The 22332-nt window shown below is 60.8% G+C and carries 18 protein-coding genes; 13 read left to right on the forward strand and 5 right to left on the reverse strand.

The window, feature by feature from the left end; genetic code table 11:
• Positions 1-3: 3 nt before the first annotated feature.
• Positions 4-753 (reverse strand): gluconate 2-dehydrogenase subunit 3 family protein, encoded by a 750-nt coding sequence (locus FJ941_RS25995; RefSeq protein ID WP_140510127.1) that lies wholly within the window; start codon positions 751-753, stop codon positions 4-6.
• Positions 754-988: 235 nt separating this feature from the next.
• On the opposite strand from FJ941_RS25995, the gene FJ941_RS26000 reads away from it, so the two are divergent.
• Positions 989-2206, forward strand: a complete 1218-nt coding sequence (locus FJ941_RS26000; RefSeq protein ID WP_140510129.1) for a cation:proton antiporter — start codon at positions 989-991, stop codon at positions 2204-2206.
• 221 nt (positions 2207-2427) lie between these two features.
• Here FJ941_RS26000 and FJ941_RS26005 read toward each other — a convergent pair whose 3' ends face one another.
• The 4 genes from FJ941_RS26005 to FJ941_RS26020 form a co-directional block, all read right to left on the reverse strand.
• Entirely contained in the window at positions 2428-3126 is a 699-nt protein-coding gene (locus FJ941_RS26005; protein WP_140510131.1) for an ABC transporter ATP-binding protein, read from the reverse strand.
• Positions 3123-4973, reverse strand: a complete 1851-nt coding sequence (locus FJ941_RS26010; RefSeq protein ID WP_140510132.1) for a branched-chain amino acid ABC transporter ATP-binding protein/permease — start codon at positions 4971-4973, stop codon at positions 3123-3125. Before FJ941_RS26010 ends, FJ941_RS26005 begins: the two co-directional genes overlap by 4 nt.
• Before the next feature lie 10 nt (positions 4974-4983).
• Positions 4984-5859, reverse strand: coding sequence for a branched-chain amino acid ABC transporter permease (locus FJ941_RS26015; protein WP_140510134.1), 876 nt, complete (start codon positions 5857-5859; stop codon positions 4984-4986).
• A gap of 152 nt (positions 5860-6011) precedes the next feature.
• Complete coding sequence (locus tag FJ941_RS26020; protein WP_140510136.1) at positions 6012-7367, reverse strand: substrate-binding protein; 1356 nt, start codon at positions 7365-7367, stop codon at positions 6012-6014.
• Positions 7368-7594: 227 nt separating this feature from the next.
• Between FJ941_RS26020 and FJ941_RS26025 the strand changes: the two genes are divergently transcribed.
• The 12 genes from FJ941_RS26025 to FJ941_RS26080 all read left to right on the forward strand — a co-directional run bounded on the left by FJ941_RS26025 (position 7595) and on the right by FJ941_RS26080 (position 20823).
• The gene (locus FJ941_RS26025; RefSeq protein ID WP_181169990.1) at positions 7595-8308 is read left to right on the forward strand and encodes a Crp/Fnr family transcriptional regulator; all 714 of its coding nucleotides are present in this window, start codon (positions 7595-7597) and stop codon (positions 8306-8308) included.
• A gap of 236 nt (positions 8309-8544) precedes the next feature.
• Positions 8545-9339: a GntR family transcriptional regulator gene (locus FJ941_RS26030; RefSeq protein WP_246674010.1), complete on the forward strand. Its 795-nt coding sequence runs from the start codon at positions 8545-8547 to the stop codon at positions 9337-9339.
• Between the two features lie 45 nt (positions 9340-9384).
• Positions 9385-10371, forward strand: a complete 987-nt coding sequence (locus FJ941_RS26035; protein ID WP_140510141.1) for a sialic acid TRAP transporter substrate-binding protein SiaP — start codon at positions 9385-9387, stop codon at positions 10369-10371.
• A gap of 74 nt (positions 10372-10445) precedes the next feature.
• Positions 10446-10997 (forward strand): TRAP transporter small permease, encoded by a 552-nt coding sequence (locus FJ941_RS26040; RefSeq protein WP_140510143.1) that lies wholly within the window; start codon positions 10446-10448, stop codon positions 10995-10997.
• Positions 10998-11008: 11 nt separating this feature from the next.
• Complete coding sequence (locus tag FJ941_RS26045; RefSeq protein ID WP_140510145.1) at positions 11009-12283, forward strand: TRAP transporter large permease; 1275 nt, start codon at positions 11009-11011, stop codon at positions 12281-12283.
• Between the two features lie 183 nt (positions 12284-12466).
• The gene (locus FJ941_RS26050) at positions 12467-13678 is read left to right on the forward strand and encodes an amino acid ABC transporter substrate-binding protein (RefSeq protein WP_140510147.1); all 1212 of its coding nucleotides are present in this window, start codon (positions 12467-12469) and stop codon (positions 13676-13678) included.
• A 29-nt stretch (positions 13679-13707) separates the two neighbouring features.
• Complete coding sequence (locus FJ941_RS26055) at positions 13708-14571, forward strand: branched-chain amino acid ABC transporter permease (RefSeq protein ID WP_140510149.1); 864 nt, start codon at positions 13708-13710, stop codon at positions 14569-14571.
• Positions 14568-15515: a branched-chain amino acid ABC transporter permease gene (locus FJ941_RS26060; protein ID WP_140510151.1), complete on the forward strand. Its 948-nt coding sequence runs from the start codon at positions 14568-14570 to the stop codon at positions 15513-15515. Before FJ941_RS26055 ends, FJ941_RS26060 begins: the two co-directional genes overlap by 4 nt.
• Positions 15512-16246 carry an ABC transporter ATP-binding protein gene (locus FJ941_RS26065; protein ID WP_140510153.1) on the forward strand — a complete coding sequence of 245 codons (735 nt, stop codon included), beginning with the start codon at positions 15512-15514 and terminating at the stop codon, positions 16244-16246. The genes FJ941_RS26060 and FJ941_RS26065 overlap by 4 nt, the downstream gene beginning before the upstream one ends.
• Positions 16247-16251: 5 nt before the next feature.
• Positions 16252-16977, forward strand: coding sequence for an ABC transporter ATP-binding protein (locus FJ941_RS26070; protein ID WP_181169996.1), 726 nt, complete (start codon positions 16252-16254; stop codon positions 16975-16977).
• A 179-nt stretch (positions 16978-17156) separates the two neighbouring features.
• Positions 17157-19454, forward strand: coding sequence for a glycogen debranching N-terminal domain-containing protein (locus tag FJ941_RS26075; RefSeq protein WP_140510156.1), 2298 nt, complete (start codon positions 17157-17159; stop codon positions 19452-19454).
• Positions 19455-19620: 166 nt separating this feature from the next.
• Positions 19621-20823: an FAD-binding domain gene (locus tag FJ941_RS26080; protein WP_140510157.1), complete on the forward strand. Its 1203-nt coding sequence runs from the start codon at positions 19621-19623 to the stop codon at positions 20821-20823.
• The last annotated feature ends 1509 nt before the right edge of the window (positions 20824-22332 follow it).

A 22332-nucleotide genomic window follows, 5' to 3' on the forward strand; every position in this document is an offset into this window, starting at 1 on the left:
TGCCTAACCCTTGCTGTCCCAAGCGGGCCGGCCACGAATGCCGACAGGGGGCTGATCGTAGCGGTCCCCGTGGCGGTCGACCCAGTCGAGATAATTGTAACGCGCGCCCGGAAAGCCGAGCATCTTCCAGCCGGCCATGTCCTTGTTGCCGCCATAGATGGGATCGCTGAACATGCCCTCCTTGGTGTTCAGCCACAGCATTTTAAAGAATGTCTTGGCATCGACGCCGCCGAGATCAAGCTTGCCCTTCTCAAGATCAGACAGGAGTGCATCCTGCGCTTCGGGCGCAAGCTCCGCGAAACGCTTGCCGCCTTGCGAAGCGACTGCATGCTGGTCAATCGCAGCGATCGCTGCGCGGTAGAGCGCGGAAGGCGTCATGCGCGATTGGTAGCCCTGCGTGTCCTCGCCCTTGTCCCAGGGGCCTTGCATGTACCAGCTGCCGCCGCGTCCATAGGCGCCAGCGAGCTGATGGTCGATGAACAGCGGCACACCACAGCCGCGGGCACCCGGGCCGAGAGCATCCTCAGGGATCAGCCTTTCGGTCGCGGCTTCGACAAAGGCGGCCTCGTCGGCGGTGAAGAATTTATAGTCAGCCGACTCAAGCGGGTTTGGCGCGTCCGCCTGATGTGGCAGCCACCTGTCACCGTCGCCGCCTTTGACGTCTCGCGCCGAAGCCGCCCCAATCGTGGCCGATGCTGTGACTGTCGCACCTGCCGTGAGAAACTTACGGCGGCTCAACAAGTTCGGCATCATGGCGGAGATCCAGCAGTTGTGGGCTTATTCGACCCGCAACCCTCCTCATCCCGAAATGTTCCGCTTCTGACGCGTTTGTGATCGGGAACATGGTGGCGCGGCGTATCGGCTAGGGCGCATCCGGATCTGCTCTGGTCACATCTCCCCTTCGGATCACGCGAACTTCTTCGCAACGGCCGTTCCACTGGGGCCTTACAGCCCTATTTGTCCTGATCAGACCTTACCTGGGGCCGCCATGAACGATCTTCCAATACTCACCCTGGGGATGATCCTGCTCACCGCTTCTTTGGTGGCGATGATCTCCAGACGGCTGCAACTTCCCTACAGCGTCGGGCTTGTTGCGGCAGGCATCGCCCTTGGCTTCATGCCCGGCCTTGTCGAACTTCCGCTCAGTCGGGATCTGATTTTCACGGTCTTTTTGCCGCCGCTGATTTTCCAGGCGGCCCTTGCGATCGAATGGCGTCATTTTCGCCTGAATCTGCCGGTCACAGTTCTGCTCGCTTTCCCCGGGGTCGCGATTGCCGCCGCAGTGGTTGCGGCTGGCATGCATTTGCTGCTGGGATGGACGTGGATCGGAGCCGGGCTATTCGGCGTGCTGATAGCGGCGACCGATCCGGTGTCGGTCATCGCAGCCTTCAAGGAGATGAAGGTTCAGCCCCGCCTGGCTCTGCTTGTCGAATCGGAAAGTCTGCTTAATGACGGCGCGGCCGCGGTTGGCTTCGGCATCCTCGCGGCAATCGCGGCAGGCGCCGAAGCGACGCCCCTGAGCATTGCTGCGTCGCTGTTCTGGACGGTTGCGGGTGGGATTGCCTCCGGCGCCGCCGTCGCAGCTGTGCTGCTTCTGATTGCCGGCCGAACCGAAGATCATCTTGTTGAAATAACCCTGACGACCATCGCGGCCTATGGTTCGTTTCTGCTTGCTGAGGATCTTGGGATGTCGGGCGTGCTGGCTACTCTCACCGCAGGCTTGATCGTCGGCAACGTCGGATGGAAAGGCGCTATTTCCGCCAATGCCAGAAGTCACGTTCTGGCGTTTTGGGAATACGCGGCCTTCCTGGCAAATTCCATCGTGTTCATCTTGATCGGCGGCCATGAAGCCCATCAGCCACTTGGGATATTTGCAGGCACCTCGGCGATCGCCATCATCCTGGTGCTGGTTGGCCGGACATTGGCTATCTATCCTTTCTGTGCCCTGCTTGCTGCGACGCCCCTGAAGGTGGATGCCAGCTATCAGCACATTCTGGTATGGGGCGGGCTGCGCGGTGCGCTCGCTCTGGCCCTGGCGCTTGCACTTCCTGAAAACGTCGCCGAGCGCAGTCAAATAATCGTTGTCGCGTTCGCGGTTGTTGCCTTCTCCATCTTTGTCCAGGGGTTGAGCATGCCGTGGCTTATCAGACGGATGGGGCTGACCGCCGAACGCGCGGGTTCGTCCACACCCGACCGCAACCGGTGAAGAAGTCGCGGCCGTTCTCGGGTTCTCGACTGCTCAGGCGCTGTGATGTCAGCAGGGCTGGAAAGCCCTGCCACTCGGTTGCCGCTCGGGCTGCGCCGGACGCATGCCTGTCCAGCAGATCATGCAAAGGGCGCAATGACGACGCGCGGCCCGCGTTGCGGGACCTGATGCCAGCCGCATGCCCCCGCTTACGGGGCGACCAGGAACAGCAGTCGCCCGGGCTAAACACCGATGTAGCGTTGCAAGAGTTCGGGCTGCGCCTTGATCTCCGCGGCAGGGCCTTCGTGGACGATATGGCCGTTGTTAATGATGTAGACGCGCTTTGCCAACGAAAGCGTTGCCGCCAGGTTCTGTTCGACAAGAACGAGGGTATGGCCGGCTTCGGCCAGGTCGCGGCAGGTGCGAACGAGATTCTGTACGATGACAGGTGCAAGGCCCTCGAACGGCTCGTCGAGCAGGACGATTTTTGGGTCGCGAACAAGAGCGCGGGCGATCGCCAGCATCTGCTGTTCGCCGCCCGAAAGATCGGTACCCCGGCTGCCGCGCCTTTCCTTCAGCCGCGGGAACATCTCGTATATGCGCTCGAGCGGCCATCTGTTGTCTGCGGTCAATCCAGCCAGGATGATGTTGTCTTCGACGCTCAGGCTGCCGAAGATGCGGCGATCCTCGTGGACCAGCTGCATTCCGCGTCGAGCTATGCTGTGTGCCTTCCTGCCTGCCAGTTCCTCACCATCGAGCTTAATACTGCCCGTTCGCGGCGTCACGGCTCCCATCAGGCTCTTTAGCGTCGTCGACTTGCCGGCGCCGTTCCTCCCGAGCAGCGCGATCACCTCGTGCTTTTCAACACGCAGCGATACGTCGAATAGAATGTGGCTATCACCGTAGTAGCTGTTCAGCCCGGCGACCTCGAGCAGGCTCATGCTAACTCCTCGTGGATCCCGCCGAGATAGGCTTCCTGCACCTTTACATTGGCCTTGATCTCATCTGGCGTCCCTTCCACGAGGACGCGGCCCTCCTGCAGCACGGTCACCCTTTCGACCAGTTCGAACAGCGCATCCATGTCGTGGTCGATTATGATCATCGTGCGGCCGCGCGCGACCGACTTCAGCAGTGCAACGGTCTCCACGCGCTCTTGTGGACTCATCCCCGCAAGTGGCTCGTCCAGCAGCAGCAGGCTGGGCGAGGTCGCCAGCGCCAAGCCAATCTCGAGCCGGCGTTTCTCACCATAGGCAAGTTCGGACACTGGGGTCTCGCGCCGGTGCGTGAGGTTGACCAGCGCCAGGGTGCGCTCCACCTGCTCTTCGAGACCTGGGATTGCGCGGATGTTGCGGAAGAGATCGAGCCTGAATCTGCCGCGAAGCTCGCCCAACGCGGCGATCGTAAGATTCTGCCTGACCGTCAACCGATCAAAGAGCTGGTTGATCTGGTAGCTCTTCGTCAGCCCGAGCTGGCATACATCCGCGACGCCCAACTTGGTGATGTCACGGCCCTGGAACAGGATCCTGCCGGATGTCGGCGTCACCTCTCGGGTGAGCATCTTGAAGAAGGTGCTCTTGCCGGCACCATTTGGACCGATGATGCCCCGCACCTCACTGTGCTCTACGCTGAAGTCGATGTCGCTGTTGGCCAACAGGCCGCCGAAGCGCTTGCTCAATCCGATGGCGCGAAGGATCGGTCCGGCCGCGGAGTCTGTCGGGCGGTGTCTTGTCGGCATCAGCTCCGCGCTGGAGGGGAACCTAGAGTGGTTGCTCGAGGGTAGTGCGTCTGACAACTGTGCCGGCCGCGCGGCTTTCTTTCCGCCCGTGCCCCATTCATAGAGGTCGATGATAGCGCCAACGATGCCTCGCCTGAGAAAACAGACGAGCAGCACGAAGACGATGCCAAGCACCAGCTTCCAGATCGCCCCAAGATGCAGCGTATTCTGGAAGAAGTCGCTCAGAAAGAGCCACACCGTGGCACCGACCAAGGGCCCGAACAGTGTTCCAGCGCCGCCGATTGCGGTCTGCATGACGAGCTGGCCGGAGGTGTCGAACATGAAGGACTCGGGCGGCATGAAGCCCTGCATGACACCGAGCAGACCGCCGGCGAAGCCGGCATAAACGGCGGCAATCACGAAAGCGGCGTGTTTGTAGCGGTGGATGTCGTGACCCAGCGCCGCGGCACGTAGGGGGTTGTCCCGGATGGCCGAGAGGATCGCTCCGACGGGCGAGCGCACGATCCGGATCGCGATCATCAGGCCAACGAAATACCAGAAGGCCAGGAAGACATACATCGTTCGATCGGTATCGAATTCGAGTGTGGTGAAGCCAAGGTCGAAACTCGGCGTCGGCACCCCGGGCAGGCCGTTTTCGCCACCAGTGTAAGCCGATAGCGGATTGAACTCGACGAAGAAGAACACCTCCGAAATCGCCACCGTGATCATCGCGAAGTAGATGCCTGTCCGCTTCAGCGCGATCAATCCGACCAGATAACCAACCAGGCCGGCCACAATAGCGCCGATGCAGACGGACGCCAGCACGTGGGGGAAGTTTAACTCGGTCATCAGATAGGCCGCGAACATGCCGCCCGTGCCGAAAAAAGCGGACTGGCCGAACGAAAGCAGCCCGGTGTAGCCGAAGAGGATGTCGAATCCCAATCCGAACAGGCCCCAGATCAGAATGCGATTTATGGTCGCCGGCGCAAAGCCGAAATGTGGCAGCACGAATGGCGCTCCGACCAACGCGATCGCCGTCAGCACCTCGACCAGAAATGGTTTTTTGCTGTTCATGGCGCACCGGTCATTCACGGCCCGCCGTGCCGAACAGCCCGTACGGGCGAAGCACGAGTACGAGAGTCATCGCCACAAAAAGCATGACATAGGCGTAGCCCGGGTTGAACATCGAGGTGATGGAGATGATCTCGCCAGCGATCAGGCCACCGACAACGGCGCCCGGGAAAGATCCTACGCCGCCGATGACCACGACAACGAAGGTCTGCACCAGGATCGACTCGCCGACGTCCGGCGCGATCGACACCACTGGCGCGTTTACGATACCTGCAAAACCGGCCGCCATCGCCCCGATGCCGAACACCAGCGTGAAGATCTTGTAGACGTCTATGCCAAGCGAGCTGACCATCACAGAGTCCTCAATGCCGGCGCGCACGATCATGCCGATACGGGTGCGGTAGAGCACGAAGTAGAGCGCGAGCAGCGCAACGGCGACGATGGCCAGCAGAGCCAGGCGATACGTGGGATACATCATGAAACCGAGCGGGGTGATGCCGACCAGCGGCCCGGGCGGGGGCACGGTCTTCGACAGGCCGCCGAAAAAGAAGCGCACCGCCTCGACAAAGACAATGCCCAGTCCGAACGTGACGAGTAGCTGATCCTCATAGGGTCGCGAATAGAAATGCCTGATGATGAGCTTCTCCATGAGGAGGCCGACCAGCATGACGAAGAGCGAACCGGCGACCACCGCAGCGACGAAAGAGCCGGTATAATCATAGGCGACGTAGCCGGCATACCCGCCGAGCATGAACATCGCGCCATGCGCCAGGTTGAGCACACCGAGTGTCCCGTAAATGATGGTCAAGCCGGAGGAAATGAGGGCCAGCAGCGCCCCCAGCACCAAGCCGTTGAAGCATTGCGATATAAAATTGGCCCAGTTGATCACGCTGCCGCCCGCCGTCCGAGGTTAAGGAATAGTCCGTGCCGTCGCTGCCAGGACGAGCCATCCGGTAACGTAGGTCGTTCGGGCCGCGGGTCGAAAGCGGGAGCGCCGGCCTTCTCCGCGCTCCATGCGCGGAAAAGGCGTCAGGGCGTACCTCAGGTATAGTCGCCGAGCTGACAGCCGAAAGCGTCGGGCTTCTGCATCAGACCTTCGCCGGGCACGATCTCGACGACGTCCCAGAAATCCTCCTCATTCTTCATGTCCTTGGCGGCCTTGCCACGAACGATCACGACGGGACGAATGAGCTGGTGATCCTCTGCACGGAATTTCACATCGCCGACCATCGATAGGAAGGTCTCGCCCTTCTCATACTGCTTGATTACGTCGGGTGGATAGAAACTTCCTGCTTCCGAGACCATGCGTGCCCAGATGGCGAATTGCATGTAGCCATTCTCGGCGCCCCATTCAGGCCGGTAGTTGTACTTCTTCTGGAAAGCATCGACGAAAGCCTTGGCCAGGGGGTACTGGTCTTCCATCGTCCACCAGAAATCGGTGGCCGCAAACACGCCTTCAGTCAGCTCCGCCCCGACTTCCTTGGCCAGGAATGGGATCTGGTATGGGATCACCATCTTCATGTTCGGCGTCAGGCCGAACTGCTTGGCCTGTTGTACCGACAGCACGGCGTCGCGGCCCCAGTTGACGTTGACGATGAACTCGGCGCCGGAATTGGCAATGTTGGTAAGATACTGGCTGAAGTCCTGGGTTCCGAGCGGCGACACCTGGTTCGTCACCATCTGCCAGCCACCCTGCGAAGTCAGATAGTCGTTGACCGATTTGGTGACGGTGTGGCCGTAGGTATAGTCTGGCGTCATGAACGCGGCCTTCTTGCCCTTCCCAAAGTTCTTCAGCAGCACCGGACCGATGGCGTTGGCGCAGGTTTCGCCATAGACGCACTGACGGAAAGAGTAACGCGCGCAGTCCTTGCCCGTGGTGTCATTCGAGCCGGAGATGGCCACAAGGTAGAGGATCTTTTCGCGCTGGGCGAATTTGTTGAGTGCGACGGCCACCGCTGAGGACGTGGAGCCCGTCATGGCGATGATCTTCTTGTCGTTGATGAAAGTCTGCTGTTCCTGCACGGCGTTGTTCGGTTTGGCGGCTGAGTCGGCGACGACCAGTTCCACCTTCTTGCCCAGTACACCTTTCTCGATCTTAGGCGCGATCTGTTTGAGCAGATCGTTGCCTTCGTTGATGTGCTCGATCGCCAGCTGCATGCCCTTGAGTTCATCCTCGCCCTGTACCGCATAGGCGCCCGTGCGCGGGACAGAAGCGCCGATATAGACGGTGTCTCCCTGCGAGCCTACAGGCCAGGTGCCGAGCGCGGGCTTGTCGTCGGCGGCAAAGGCCGGACGTAGGAATGAAGCTGGCAGTATCATGCTGGCGGCAACGCCGGCGCCGGCCCGCAGCATGGTGCGCCGGGACAGGCCGGCCGATTGATGGTCGTTGAATTGCATTGCATGTTCCTCCCTTGGCCAAGCGCTTCTGGAGCACTCGTTGCTGCCCGCGCTCGGGCAGAAATCGGATCGCGTTGGCATTCGCAACCGCACGAGAGGTTCGGTCAATGCAACTTTGGTTGGATGATTTGGATTAATGATCTAGATTAACAAGCCACCGCAAATTGCTTCGGCAGATGGAACTCTCACCGCGCGGACGTGGAATGCCCCTAAACGGTCACGCAGTGATGGCCAGACTGACGCAGGTCATGAAACTTGGGGCAGCTGACCTCGCCAGTCTTGAAGCCCTCTTCGAGCGAGACGTTACCGTCGGGAAGCGAGAGGAACTCGTCATCCACGGCTCGCCCTTCCGCAGCTTGTGCTTTGTCACAGACGGATATGCAATTCGCTACAGGGTGCTGCGAAGCGGAAGGCGTCAAATCCTCAAGCTCATCCTGCCGGGTGACGTCATCGGATTTCCGGTGAGCTTTTTCGATCGATCCACCTATACCGTCGTGGCGCTCACTGAAATGACCTGCACGGTCTGTTCGCTCGAATCCTATATCCTCCTGTGCTACGAGCAACCGCAATTCGGACTTGTTCTGAGTTGGCTTGCCGCGCAGGAAGCGGCAGGCTATGCCGAGCATATCGTCAACATTGGCCGGCGCAGGCCGATAGAGCGCTTGGCCCACCTCCTGCTCGAACTTCATGAGCGCCTTTCGCAGGTCGGACGTGCCACCGAAACACGCTTTGATCTCCCGTTCTCGCAGGAGATCATGGCCGACGCCCTAGGGCTAAGTGTGCCGCATCTCAACCGCGTCATGCAGCAGTTGCGCGTGCAACGACTGATTACGACCGACGCGCGTCGCATCGAATTGACGGACGCCACCGCTCTGCAAACCCTGGCCCAGTATGAACCGCTAGGCCTCGCCCCGATCGCCCTGCCGGATCGTCTGCGCTGAGTGCTGGCTGCCGCTTCAGGGCAAGTCGCCAGGCATGTAGACACGCGAGGGCCGCAGCCGCGCGAGACTGATATTGCGTCGCGCAAGCAGCTTGATTGGAAGCCTCTGGTTGAGCTGTTTGTCGTTGGCCAGGCGCTTGGCACGGTCGCACTACTAAGATCTGCGCTGCCCATATGGCCTTGTATGTTAGATATGTCAGAGCGTATGATCGTGTTCGAGAAACTGGGCAGGACGGTTTGACGGACGAAACGACAGCGCTGCTTTCCGCCGCAACCCCGCCGCCACGTGACGGTGCGGGTCGCAATGCTTTCGGCATTTCCGGCAGTGCGCAGAAGATTGCGACTCTCGTTCATCGACGCCTGCGCGACGACATCCTGTCGCTTGCGCTCAAGCCCGGGACGGTCGTTTCGGAAAATGAGCTTTCGACTGTCTACGGCATCGGGCGAACGCCGGTCCGGGAAGCACTGTTGCGCCTATCCGACGAAGGCCTGGTCGAAGTTGTGCCGAAGTCGGGGACGCGGGTTACGCGGATTCCGGCGTCACGGCTGCCTGAAGCTATCCTGGTGCGCAAATCGCTGGAAGACATCACCACCCGGGCCGCCGCCGAATGCGCCAGCATCAGCGATCTTATGGGCTTGCGCATGCTGATCCAGCGCCAGCGGGAGGCCGCCGAACAGGCAAATGAAGCCGCCTTCCATGCCGCGGACGAGGCTTTCCATGCACAGATTGCACGGGCGGCAGGTTATCCCGGTATCTGGGTGCTGGTCCAGCAGGTGAAGGCGCAGGTTGACCGCTATCGCCGCCTTACCTTGCCGCAGAAGGGGCGCATGGCGCGCGTCCAGAAGGATCATGAGGCCGTCCTGGCCGGACTTGAAGCGCGTGATTCCGCCGCCGCCGCCGCTGCCATGGCCGCGCACATCGACCAGCTGAGGCTCGATATCGGGGCGATCCGAAGTCTCTATCCGGACTATTTCACCGACGAGACCGATGCCGACCGCAGGTCGGACATGAGGGAGAGCAGCGGCGGATAGGGAGGGTGTCCGCACCGAATTGGTTGAACACAGGGAGGAACTGTCATGATCACCAGACTTTTCAGGCTGGCCGTCGCCGCTTTCGCGGTGCTTTCGGCATTTGCCACCGGGCCAGCATCGGCCCAAACAGTGCTGAAATGGGCGCATGTCTACGAGACCGGCGAGCCCTATCACATCCAGGCGCTATGGGCCGCTGACGAAATCGCCAAACGCACGGACGGCCGATACAAGATCGAGGTATTCCCGGCCTCGCAGCTGGGCAACGAAAACCAGATAAACGAGGCGCTGACGCTTGGCACGGTCGACATGATCTACACTGGCGTCGCCTTCGCCGGCTCGATCTACGGTCCGCTGTCGATGACCAATGCCCCGTTCATCCTGCGTGATTTCAACCACTGGAAAGCCTATCGCGATTCACAGCTCTTCCAGGATCTGGCCAAAGGCTATGACGACAAGACCGGACACCACATCGTTTCGCTGACCTACTATGGCCAGCGCGACGTCACCGCCAACAAGGAGATCAAGGAACCGGAGGACATGAAGGGCATGAAGCTGCGCGTACCGCCGGCGCCACTGTTCAAGATGTTCACCAAGTCGGTCGGCGCCAACGCCACGCCGATCGCGTTTTCCGAGGTCTATCTCGCTCTGCAACAAGGCACGGTCGATGGCCAGGAAAATCCGCTGCCGACCATCATGGCCAAGAAGTTCTATGAAGTGCAGAGCCACATCATGCTGACCGGCCACATCACCGAATCGCTGGTCACCATCGTCGGCGGTCATGTCTGGAGCGCGATGAGTGAGGAGGACAAGAAAATCTTCACCGACGTGCTGAAGGAAGCTGCCTCGCGCTGCACCGACCAGATCCGCACCCAGGAAAGCGAGCTCGCCGACAAGTTCCGCGCTATGGGCAAGACGGTCGTCGACGTCGATCGCGAGGCCTTCATCAAGGCGGCGCAGCCGCTGCACAACGATCCCGACTCCGGCGCTGTGTGGACGAAGGAGCAGTACGACGCTTTGCAGGCTCTCAAGTAGTCGCCTCCCGCCCCGGGGGGCCTCGCCTCCCGGTCTGCTATCCGCAACTGCGGGCTAGGAATAGGGAAACCGCTATGACGCAAGACAGCCAGGGCGACGCGGCGCGCATTCGCGTCTCCGAAGAGGAGCCCGATGCTCCAATCGAGCATCATGTCGAGGACTGGCTTGCCTTCGCCATCTTCTGGGGCATGGCGATCATCGTCTTCCTACAGTTCTTCACGCGCTATGTGCTCAACAATTCGCTGGCCTGGACCGAGGAGATCGCCCGCTATCTCCTGATGATCATCACCTTTGTCGGCGCCGCGATCGCCATGCGGCGCGGCACCCACATCAGCGTCGAGGTGGCGCATATGTTTCTCCCCGCACCGGCCGTACGCGTTTTGAACTTCATCATCGACGTGCTGGTGATCGGCTTCGTGGGACTGTTGTGCTGGTTCTCCATCGCGATCACACGGCTCATGCAAATCCAGACCATGACCGTGTTTCCATGGCCGATGAGCATCGTCTATGGCGGCATCGCCATCGGTTGTTTCCTGATGCTGTGGCGCGCGGCGGGGCGCTTCCTCGCCGGCGCCAGGCGCGGCTGGCGTCCTGATCCGAGCCGCACAGAACTGATCATCGATTGAGGCCGGACAAAATGTGGCTCCTGTTCCTAGCGTTTTTCGCCCTGCTGCTGATCGGTGCGCCGATCTTCCTTGCCCTGGGCGGCGCCTCTCTTGTCTACACCGTGTTCTTGTCCAACATCCCCGACTTCGTGGTGCTGCATCGCATGGCCGGCGGCGTCGATTCCTTTCCGCTGCTGGCGGTGCCATTCTTCATCCTGGCCGGCAATCTCATGAACACGGCTGGTATCACGAACCGCATCTTCGATTTCGCCGCCTCCGCCGTGGGCTGGCTGCGCGGCGGGCTCGGGCATGTCAACGTCGTCGCCTCGATCATCTTTGCCGGCATGTCGGGAACTGCCGTGGCCGACGCCGGAGGGCTCGGCAACATCGAAATCAAGGCGATGCGCGACCACGGCTACGACCATGAATTCTCGGTCGGCATCACGGCCGCATCCTCCACCATCGGACCGATTATCCCGCCTTCGCTGCCAATGGTGGTGTTCGGCGTCATGGCCAACGTTTCGATCGGTCAGCTTTTCACCGCAGGGATCATACCCGGCCTCGTGGTAGCAGCCGCACTGATGCTCTACGTAAGTTGGTATGCGCGACGCAACGGCCTGGGTCGCGACCAGTCGTTCCGCTGGCGCGCGCTTGGGCGTGATTTCATCCGCGCTATTCCCGCATTGCTGACCCCCGTCATCATCATCGGTGGCATGACCACGGGCGCCTTCACACCGACCGAAGCGGCCGTCGCTGCTTGTGCCTGGGCGCTGTTCCTCGGAATTTTCCTTTACCGCTCGCTCACCTTCCGACAGTTCTACCGCATCACGCTGGAGACCATTGAGACCACCGCCAGCGTGCTCATCATCGTCGGCGGCGCCTCCCTGTTCGGCTGGGTGCTGACCACCACACGGGTGACGGAACATGTAGCCGCCGGGTTGCTCTCGATCACCGACAACCCGCTGCTGCTGCTGCTGATCATCAACGTCATCCTGCTGGTCGTCGGCTGCTTCATGGAGACCATCGCCGCGATCTCGATCCTGGTGCCGATCCTGATGCCGGTGGTCAATCAGGTCGGTATCGACCCGGTCCAGTTCGGGGTGGTCATGGTACTCAACCTCATGATCGGTCTGCTGACTCCGCCTGTCGGCATGGTGCTGTTCGTTCTGTCGCGCGTCGGCAAGCTGTCATTCGACCGCACGGTCATGGCGGTGCTGCCGCTTCTCATCCCGCTGCTGATCGTTCTGGTGCTGGTTTCGGTGATCCCGCAACTGACGCTTTGGTTGCCGACGATGTGGTACCGGTGAGCTGTCCGCCAGGGCGCTGCCTTGCACGAATGTCGCAGCACCCCTCTTGCCCTGGAGCCTCCAAACTCCAGCTTTCAAGGATTAGCCAGTGACCGAACAGATTTGGTTGAGGAGACCCGTTCCATTGGACAGCCTGCCGCTGATAGCCGGTGGCGCGGCAAAGACGCTTAGGGAGGAAACATCATGTCAAACAAAATGCTTCATCTGGCCGGCGCCTTGCTGGCCGGCGCGGCCTTCGGATTTTCATCGGGCGCGGCATGCGCGGACGATATCGTGCTTGGCGCATCGGTGCAGCTGACCGGCGCCTCAGCCAATACAGGCCGCTATTACAAGGACGCCTACGAGTTCGCGATCGACAAGATCAACGCCGCCGGCGGCGTCGCGGTGGGCGGCGAGAAGCACAAGCTGGCGCTGAAAATCTACGACAATCAATCCGATGTGAATTTGAGCGTGCGGCAGTACACGCAGTTGGTCTCGCAGGATAAGGTCGCGCTGCTGCTCGGGCCGTTCGCGTCGAATTTCGCGCTGGCCGATTCCGCCGTATCGGAGAAATATCAGGTTCCCATGGTGCAAGGCGGCGGCGCGTCGGACCAGATCTTCTCGCGCAAGTTCAAATACATATTCGGCACCCTGGCGCCGGCCAGCAACTATTTCGGATCGACGGTCAAGATGCTTAAGGAGCTCGATCCCGCACCCAAGTCCGTCGCTTTGCTCTATGCAGACGATGCCTTCGACGTCTCGGTCGCGGATGGCACGCGGCCCTTGCTGAAGGAGGCTGGGCTGACGATCGTTATGGACGAGAAATACAGTTCCAATGCAAGTGACTTCAACTCGCTGCTGTCGCAGATCAAGAGCAATGGCGCGGAGGTGGTTCTGGTCGCCGGCCACGAAACCGAAATCCTCAATTTCGTGCGCCAGGCAAAAAGCCTGGCCGTCGCGCCGAAGCTCTATTCCTTCACCGTCGGCGTGCCAAGCGAGGATTTCCGCAAGGCGCTCGGTGCGGACGCCGACTATGCCTTCGGCATGACTGCCTGGCTGCCTTCGGCGGAGCTGAAGGACAAATGGTTCGGCGATGCTGCCGCCTTCGCCAAGGCCTACAAGGCGAAATATCACTATGATCCCGATTACCATGCCGCCTCGGGTGCGGCCGACGTCGAGGCATTGGCGCAGGCGATCGAGGATGCCGGCGGCATCGATCCCGCCAAGGTCCGTGATGCGCTGGCCAAACTCAACCTCGACAGTCTCTACGGCAAGATCGCCTTCGCCGATAACGGCCAGATCGACTTGCCCCAGACCGTTATCCAGGTGCAGGGCACGGACCTCAAGGCGATCTATGGCGCCAAGGGTTTCGTAGAGAAGCCGAAATACCCGATGCCGGCTTGGGACAAACGCTGAGGCTATAGAGGCAAGCTAGGGAGACCGGCGTGGATCTGCTTGCGCAAATCCTGATCAACGGCATCCTGCTTGGCGGACTCTACGCCATCATGGCGCTCGGGCTCGCCCTTGTCTGGGGCGTGCTCAATATCGTTAATCTGGCGCACGGCGCCTTCATCATGCTTGGGGCCTATTTGTCCTGGCATCTCTACACCTATCTCGGCATAGACCCATTCCTGGGCCTGCCGATCACGGCCATAATCATGTTCGCGCTCGGCTACGCGGTGCAGCGGGGGCTGCTCAACCTGGTGACGCGCGGGCCGATGTTCAACACGCTGCTCATCACCTTCGGGCTGGAGGTGGTGCTGACCTATCTGGCGCAGCTTGCCTTCTCTGCCGATTTCCGCACCATCAACCCGGCCTATGCCGGCAACAGCATCGCGCTCGGTCCGGTCGTGCTGCCGCAGGCCCGGCTGATGGCGTTCGGCGTCGCGATCGTGCTGACGTTTGCCATGTGGGCCTTCCTACTGCGTTCCAAGCTTGGCCGCGCTATACGCGCTACCGCGCAGAACCTCGTCGCAGCAAGGCTTTACGGCGTCGAACCGCGTCATCTCTATGCTGTGACCTTCGGCATTGGCATCGGACTTGCCGGTGCTGCCGGCGGGCTTTATGGCACGGTTTCGCAGATCAATCCGTATATCGGCGCGGCATTGACGGCCAAATCCTTCGCCATCGCAATCATCGGCGGACTGGACAACCCATTGGGCGTCCTGGTCGGAGGGCTGTTCCTTGGCACCATCGAGTCACTGGCGGTGCTCTACATCGGCGCGACTTTCGCCGACGTGGCAAGTTTCGGCGTACTGGTTGCCGTGCTGATAGCGCGGCCGAGCGGCCTGCTGGGCAAAACCGCATGAGCGCTCTCCGCATAACCATCGCGTTAGTCGTGGTCGCGGCGCTCGCCGCCGCGCCGTGGTTCGGCTCCGACGTTCTGGTCCAGTTCGGTATCAACGCGCTGCTGCTGGGCGTTCTGGCGCAAGGCTGGAACATCATCGGCGGCTATGCCGGTTATGCCTCGTTCGGCAATTCGGTCTTTTACGGACTCGGCAGCTACGGCGTCGCCATCGCCATGGTGCAGTGGCAGTTGCCTTTCGCGGCCGGGCTGGTATTCGGCGTCGCCTTGGCGGTCGCCTTTGCCTTTCTGCTCGGCCTTCCGGTGCTGAGGTTGAAGGGGCATTATTTCGCGATTGCGACCCTGGCGCTGGCGCAAGTCATGATCGCCATTGTATCCAATATCGAACTGGCCGGCCAGAACATCGGCCTCGTGCTGCCGCCGCTCAACAACGACCTGCTATTCTATGAGCTGGCTCTCGGGCTGCTGGTGCTGGCGACCCTGACGGTTTTCTGGCTGACGCGAAGCCGCTTCGGCTTCGGGCTGATCGCCATCCGTGAGAACGAGGAGGGTGCCGCCGTGATGGGCGTCAACACGACGCTCTACAAGGTGCTGGCCTTCGCCCTCTCCGGCATCTTCAGCGCTCTCGCCGGGGGCATTCACGCCTATTGGATCACCTTCCTCGATCCTGAAAGCGCCTTCGATATCAGTCTCAACGTGAAGATGATCATCATGGCGGTCTTCGGCGGGCCAGGCACCGTCCTCGGGCCCATCGTCGGCGCATTCACCCTTTCTGCGGTCTCGGAGTTCCTTTCGAGCGAGGTCACCAGCGTCGCCGGCCTGTTCTTCGGTATCGTCGTTGTGGTCGCCGTGGTGCTGATGCCGCGTGGGCTGGCAGATGTGGTGCGTCGTTTCCGCAAATCGGGATGGGGCTATTTCGTTGAAAACATCCGGGTCCACCGCATATGAGCCCGATTCTGGAAATCAGCCACATTACACGGCGTTTCGCGGGGCTGATCGCCGTCAACGATGTCTCCTTCACGCTCGATGAGGGCGAAATCCTCGGCGTTATCGGCCCCAACGGCGCCGGCAAGACAACACTGGTCAGCTTGATCAGCGGCACGCTGGCGCCAAGCTCCGGCGACGTTGTTTTCGCCGGGCAATCGATCACAGGACTGCCTGCCTATCGACGCGCGCGCCTTGGCATTGGCCGAACCTTCCAGATCATGCGCCCCTTCCCCGGCCTGTCGGTGCTGGACAATGTAGCTGTTGGCGCGCTGTTCGGCCATGGCGGCGGCGAAGCCGATCTCGACCGTGCACGCGAAAAGGCCCGTGGCTACCTCGATTTCGTCGGACTTGGCAAATCGGCCGATCAACGCGCTGACGAGCTTGGCGGTCCAGGACGCAAAAGGCTGGAACTCGCCAAGGCGCTCGCCATGGAGCCGAAGCTTCTGTTATGCGACGAAGTGATGGCGGGATTGAACCATGTCGAGATCGAGGAGGTGATCGACGTCATCCGCAAGGTGCGAGATCAAGGCATCTCCATTCTGGTGATCGAACACGTCATCAAGGCGATCAAGAGCCTCTCTGACCGGCTGTTGGTGCTGCACCATGGCGAAAAGATCGCCGACGGCGCGCCGGATGCGGTGCTCTCCGACAAAACGGTGGTAGAGGCCTATCTTGGCAAGAGGCGCGCATGAATGCCGTGACGCACAACGGGCATGGGCCGCTCTTGAAAGTTACCGACCTTGGGGCCGGTTATGGCGGCATGCCGGTGCTGCGCAACGTTTCGCTTGAAGTGCACAAGGCCGAGATCGTCGCCCTGGTCGGCGGCAATGGTGCCGGCAAGACGACATTACTCCGCGCCTTGTCGCGAGTGATCGCCGCCACCGGAACGATCGAATTCTCCGGCCGGGATCTGGTGCCGATGACTTCGGACGAAGCGTTTGCGTCAGGGCTGGTGCAGGTGCCGGAAGGCCGCCAGCTGTTCGACCGCATGACCGTCGAGGACAATCTGTTGATGGGCGCCTATCGGCGTATCGACAGGGCGGTCGTGGAACGCGATCTCGCGCGTATGTACGGCCTCTTTCCTCGCCTTGGCGAACGCAAGAAGCAGCTTGCCGGATCGATGTCGGGCGGCGAGCAGCAGATGTGCGCCATGGCGCGCGGACTGATGGCGGCACCCGTCCTACTGATGATCGACGAGATGAGCCTTGGCCTGGCGCCAGTCGTGGTCGAACAGTTGATGTCGGTGCTGGCAACCATTCGCAACGAGGGTGTGACGATCCTTCTGGTCGAGCAGGATGTGCATCTGGCGCTGTCGGGCGCCGATCGCGGCTATGTCATGGAGACCGGCGAGATCGTGCACCGGGGCGCGGCCAAGGACCTGATCGACGATCCCGAAGTTCGCCGCGCCTATCTGGGACTTTGATCAGGCATGTTGGGTCCAGCGTTCAAGCGGTCCGCTTTATTCGCCGCGTCGACCAACTCGGCCTTCAATCGGTACTTCGGGCATCCGCCAACGGCGATGATTTGCTTCGATCGTGAACCCAGCGATGCCCGGCAGAAGTCACGAGCGCGCGCCGGCAGCGCGATTGCCGAGGAACATCGATGACGAAGACACGGCAGAGACCAGCCGAAAAAAAGAAGCCAGGCAGGGCCACCCTCCCGCAGGTCCCGCAATCGTCACGCGAACAGGAAAAGGCGCAACAGGCCCCTAAGGCGAAACGGGAGCGGGAACGGCGTGTGCTCACGCAAGGCCATCCGGCCATCGTACGCAGCATCGCCGACGCCATCACCACTAAGGACATCAACCTCTATTACGTCGTCGCCCCGGATGCGCAGATACCACTGAGTGATGAGCACGGGTTCGGGCTCTATTTCCATGATTGTCGGTTCCTCGGCGGCTATGAAATGTTGCTTGCTGGAGTGGCCCCCATCGTGTTGGCCTCGACTGCAGAGGAGGGCCACATCGCGCTTCTTCAACTCACCAATCCGGACTTGCACGTGGGGCAGGGGACTTTGATCCCCAAGGAAGAGTTGGGCCTCCGCTGGGAACGGGTTCTGGATGCCGATCAAACGCGCGTGCGCGAGACCATCTCATTCCGGAACTTTGGCCATAAGGCGCACCACTTCTCTTTTACCCTGGGCTTCCGCGCGGGTTTCGAAGACATATTCAACGTGCGCGGGTTGGTGCGCGAGACGCGCGGCAAACCCGAGCCGCCGCGCTGGAGCGGCGGCAAACTCCAGTTCGTATATCATGGCGCCGACGGCTTTCGGAGAACGACGGCAATCGCCTTCTCCCCGCCACCTCACGCCAGCCATGACACCACCGCCGAGTTCAGGATCAGGATCTCCCCAGGGGACACCCGGACCATTTCGGTTGGAATCGAGCTGACCGAAACCTGCGAGAAGCCCGGACACAATGATCCCGAGGAGCAGCCGAATGGAGCAAGGCAGATGGGCCTTGCAAACCCGCGAAATGGGTCCAAGCAGCGCCTGGAGCAACATACAAACTTCATCAGCGACAGCTTGCTTTTGAACAACATCGTTGATCGCTCGCTGCGCGACCTGGGAATTTTGCGGTCGCGGCTGGGGCGTGACGAGTATTTTGCCGCCGGAGTGCCTTGGTTCGTGGCTTTGTTTGGCCGCGACAGCCTGATCGTGGCTCTCGAAATGCTCGCCTTTCAGCCGCACATCGCCGCCCAGACTCTGCGCCTCCTTGCTAGCTACCAAGGGCAGCGCGTGGACCGTTGGCGTGACGAACAACCAGGCAAAATTCTTCATGAGCTGCGCGTCGGGGAATTGGCCAGAGCGGGTGACATTCCCCATGCCCGCTTCTACGGCAGCGTGGATGCGACCCCGCTGTTCCTTCTGCTGTTGGGCCGATATGTGGCATGGACAGCAGACCTTGAACTGTTCCGGGAGCTACGAGATCCCGTGGATCGCGCATTGGCGTGGATTGCCGATGCGTCGGACAGCAACGGCTACGTGGCGTATCGGAGCGCTTCGCGAAAGGGTCTGGTCAACCAGGGCTGGAAAGATTCCGGGGATGCTATCGTGCGCGCGAACGGCAGTATCGCGCAGCCGCCGATAGCCTTGGTGGAGGTGCAGGGCTACGTTTTTGCCGCTAAACGCGCGATGGCCGACCTCTGCGAGCGCGAGGGAGAGATCGATCGCGCCAGGCAGCTTCGAAGCGAAGCCGACTTGTTGCGGACCAGCTTCAATCACGACTTCTGGAACGAGGATCTTGGTTTGTTCGTGCTCGCGCTCGAAAAAGGAGGGCATCAAGTTGCGGTGGTGTCCTCGAATCCCGGACATGCGCTGTGGACCGGCATCGCAGACCCGGACAAGGCCCAAAGATCGGTCGCACGACTGATGGAGGACGATATGTTCGGGGGCTGGGGCGTGCGTACCCTGTCGACCAGAGAGCGGCGCTACAATCCAGTTGGTTATCACCTCGGAACCGTCTGGCCGCACGACAATGCCTTACTGGCGGCCGGATGCCGGCAGTATGGCGAGGACACGGCGTCGTTGCGGGTCTTCACCGCCATTGCAGAGGCGGCGATGCATTTTCGGCATCAAAGGCTTCCCGAAGCAATTGCAGGGTTTGGACGGGAGGATTTTCAGGTACCGGTTCACTATCCCGTCGCCTGCCATCCGCAGGCCTGGGCGGCGGGAGCCGTACCATTTCTCCTGACCACCTGCCTTGGGCTGCAGCCGGAGGCATTGTCCCGTACTTTGCGGATCATACGACCGCGCCTTCCCACTTTTGTGAGCCGCATCGAGCTGCATGGCTTGCGCGTCGGTGGAGAGAGCGTCGATCTGCAATTCACGAGGACCGCCGATGCAGTTACGGCGAAGGTCCTGCGGGTCAGCGGCGATCTCGCCGTCCACATCGAGGGATAAGCTACAATCCGGTCGGCTCAAGCAAGGACACAGCTCTCACTGTGCTTTGTTCTGGCTCGAAACTGGTCCGGACTCGGTAGTGCTCCTGCCTGGTCGGTCACCGAGCGAAACCGCTGAGGTGGATTGATCCTCTTGTCCAGGATGCAACAGCCTCTAGCTTCCGATCATGACCACCCGTACCGTACTGATCTCCGGTGGCGGAATTGCTGGGCCAGCGCTGGCCTTTTGGCTCAATGCAGCCGGATTCCAGCCAACCTTGATTGAACGAGCGCCAACTCTGCGCACCGGCGGATATGTTATCGATTTCTGGGGCCTCGGATACAGCATCGCCGAACGCATGGGGCTTGGCGCGGATATAGAGCGCGTTGGCTACCATGTGCGCGAGGTGCGCATCGTCAATGATCACGGCAGCCGGATTACGGGTTTTGGCACCAGAGTCTTCAGCGAGGTGACTGATGGCCGTTATGTGACCCTCGGGCGCAGTGACCTGTCGCGATTGCTGTTCGAAAAGATCAGCCGCACGACCGAAGTTATTTTTGACGAGGAGATCCTCGCGCTTCAGGAACTGGCAAATGGTGTGGGCGCTCGGCTCGAACGGGGCGGCGAGCGCCAGTTCGATCTGGTGATCGGCGCCGACGGATTGCATTCGGCCGTTCGTCGGCTTGCCTTCGGCTCCGAACACGAGTTCGAGAAGAAACTCGGCTATGCGGTCGCCGCCTTCGAGACGCACGATTATCGTCCCCGCGAGGAGGACGCGTATGTGATGTACGGCCGACCCGGGCAATTGGTCGGACGCTTTACGCTTCGCGACAACCGCAGCCTGTTTCTGTTCGTCTTTACCTCGCAGGATGACCCCACTCCCGTTGGGCTTCACGCACAAAAGGCCATGCTTCGACAACGTTATCGCGATGCAAAGTGGGAATGCCCTCGCATTCTGGAGGAGCTGGATAAAACCACCGAACTCTACTTCGACAGCGTCAGCCAGATCAGGATGAACAGGTGGACGAACGGCCGCATTGCCCTGACCGGCGACGCCGCGTTTTGCGTGTCTCTTTTGGCGGGACAAGGGTCTGCCCTGGCCATGATTTCCGCCTACGTGCTGGCGGGCGAGCTGTTGAGGGCTGAGGGACGTCATGAGGAAGCCTTCCCCAAATACGAAGCATACCTGCGCGACTATATCGGGAGAAAACAGCAGGGCGCCGAGCGGTTTGCTACAGCCCTTGCTCCCAAGACGCAGGTGGGCCTGTGGTTCAGGAATCTGGTGATAAGAATATTTGCAATCCCCGGCCTGGCGCGTCTGGCGGTCAGCAGGGAAATTGCCGATTCGCTCGAACTGCCCGACTATCCGTGGCCGGCCGCTGTGGATTGACGGGAGCCTGACTTGCGCATCGGCATGTTCAAGCTGCCCGATCAAGCCGCTTCAGCTCACTTTCAAACGCGAGCAAGGTAAGTGCCCGCCGCGGCACATTCCCGAACAGGCTTTCAGGATGGAATAGTTTCCCGACATGCTCAGTAGATGGGGTGCGAGTAAGTTTCGATGTGCCTCGAGGGCCATCGGCGGCCGCAAGGAGTGGCAGCGCGGGCTAAGTCTTCGGTAGCTCAGCGCTTCGCGTTTTGGGAGGAGCGCGCTCCTATCAGGCCCAGCGGCTGTTCCCTGGCCGCTGGGCCGGTCCGCATGTAGTGAACAGATGGGCAGCTTGACCATGGATACGGTGCTCGGAAGCAGAAGATATTACTCGTCTATTTGCCCGGTCTGCGCGGGAACGGCACTCGAAGCCGATCTCCTTCCGCAATTGTGCGAATTCCAGTGCGGCCTTTGCGGGGCTTACGAAATCACCGGCGCCGCGCGCTCTGTAATGAAAGGTATCTCCCAGGAGTACAGACAGCTGTGGCTTTCTCAGGCCCGAGACCGGGCTGTGGGTTCGCGGAACATCCCTCTGGTGGCTTGCATCAACGAAGAACCGGAGACGGCAAGCCGTTGTTGACACAGCGGGAATGCTGCCGAGAAGTCCAACGCGGTGGCTTGGCATTGCTGAAGCGTCTCGGGCAATGAGCTGAATGACCCCACTTCTGCTGTAGTCGCCGCATGCGCTAACACCCTCGGGGAAAGCGGCCGGCGCGGTCTGCCTCCGCTTGCTTATGCAGATCGCTCGAGACTCGTCGCGCCGGGCCTGGATCATCACTGCGTGGCTTCCACCTCGCCTGGCTTGGGCAATGCCCATGCGATCACGTAGTCGCCCACAGGCGTTTTCATGAAACGATGTCCTCCTGCGGCCCAAATGCCGAAGGGCAAGCTCGCGACGATGATGATGATACCTGCGAGTAGCGGGCCCAAGGTTGGCATCATCACTGGTACACGGCATGTCAGCGCCTCGCGTTTGGTCCCAGGTTTGGGCATTCCATTTTGCATCTGCATTGCATCGGGAACTTCGGCGTCCCGGATGTGTTCCCCAACAAAGTTCGGGCAAACCCCACAAGCCTCTCGATGTAGGTGCGGATGCAACGTCTCAGATTGGTCTGGGACGAGGGCGCCAAAGTGTCCCCGCGCTCTCGCTCGGATGTCCACGAGTTCACCGGGTGCGAGCGCGTCGAAGCTGCCCTATGGATTGGATCGTTAGCAAGCAGGCGTCAGCCACCCCGGAAGAAATACTACGGCACGGCGACTGAGGGGGCTAGTCGCCGGCCTGACTGGCGGCGTCTTCCGAAGGAGCGACGAACGGTACCTTTGTTTCAAATCGCGAGAACTCCAGGCGGGCAAGGAACGTGCTTGTTTTGGCCAGTTCGAGTCGGCTTTATCGGGCAACGGGCTTTTGGGGCCTGCGTCATGAAAAGTTCCAAACTTGGCCCATTTCCGTTCCCAATTTTGAGCGCGGCGTAA

The organism is Mesorhizobium sp. B2-3-13 (genome assembly GCF_006442195.1).
Classification (GTDB): domain Bacteria; phylum Pseudomonadota; class Alphaproteobacteria; order Rhizobiales; family Rhizobiaceae; genus Mesorhizobium; species Mesorhizobium salmacidum.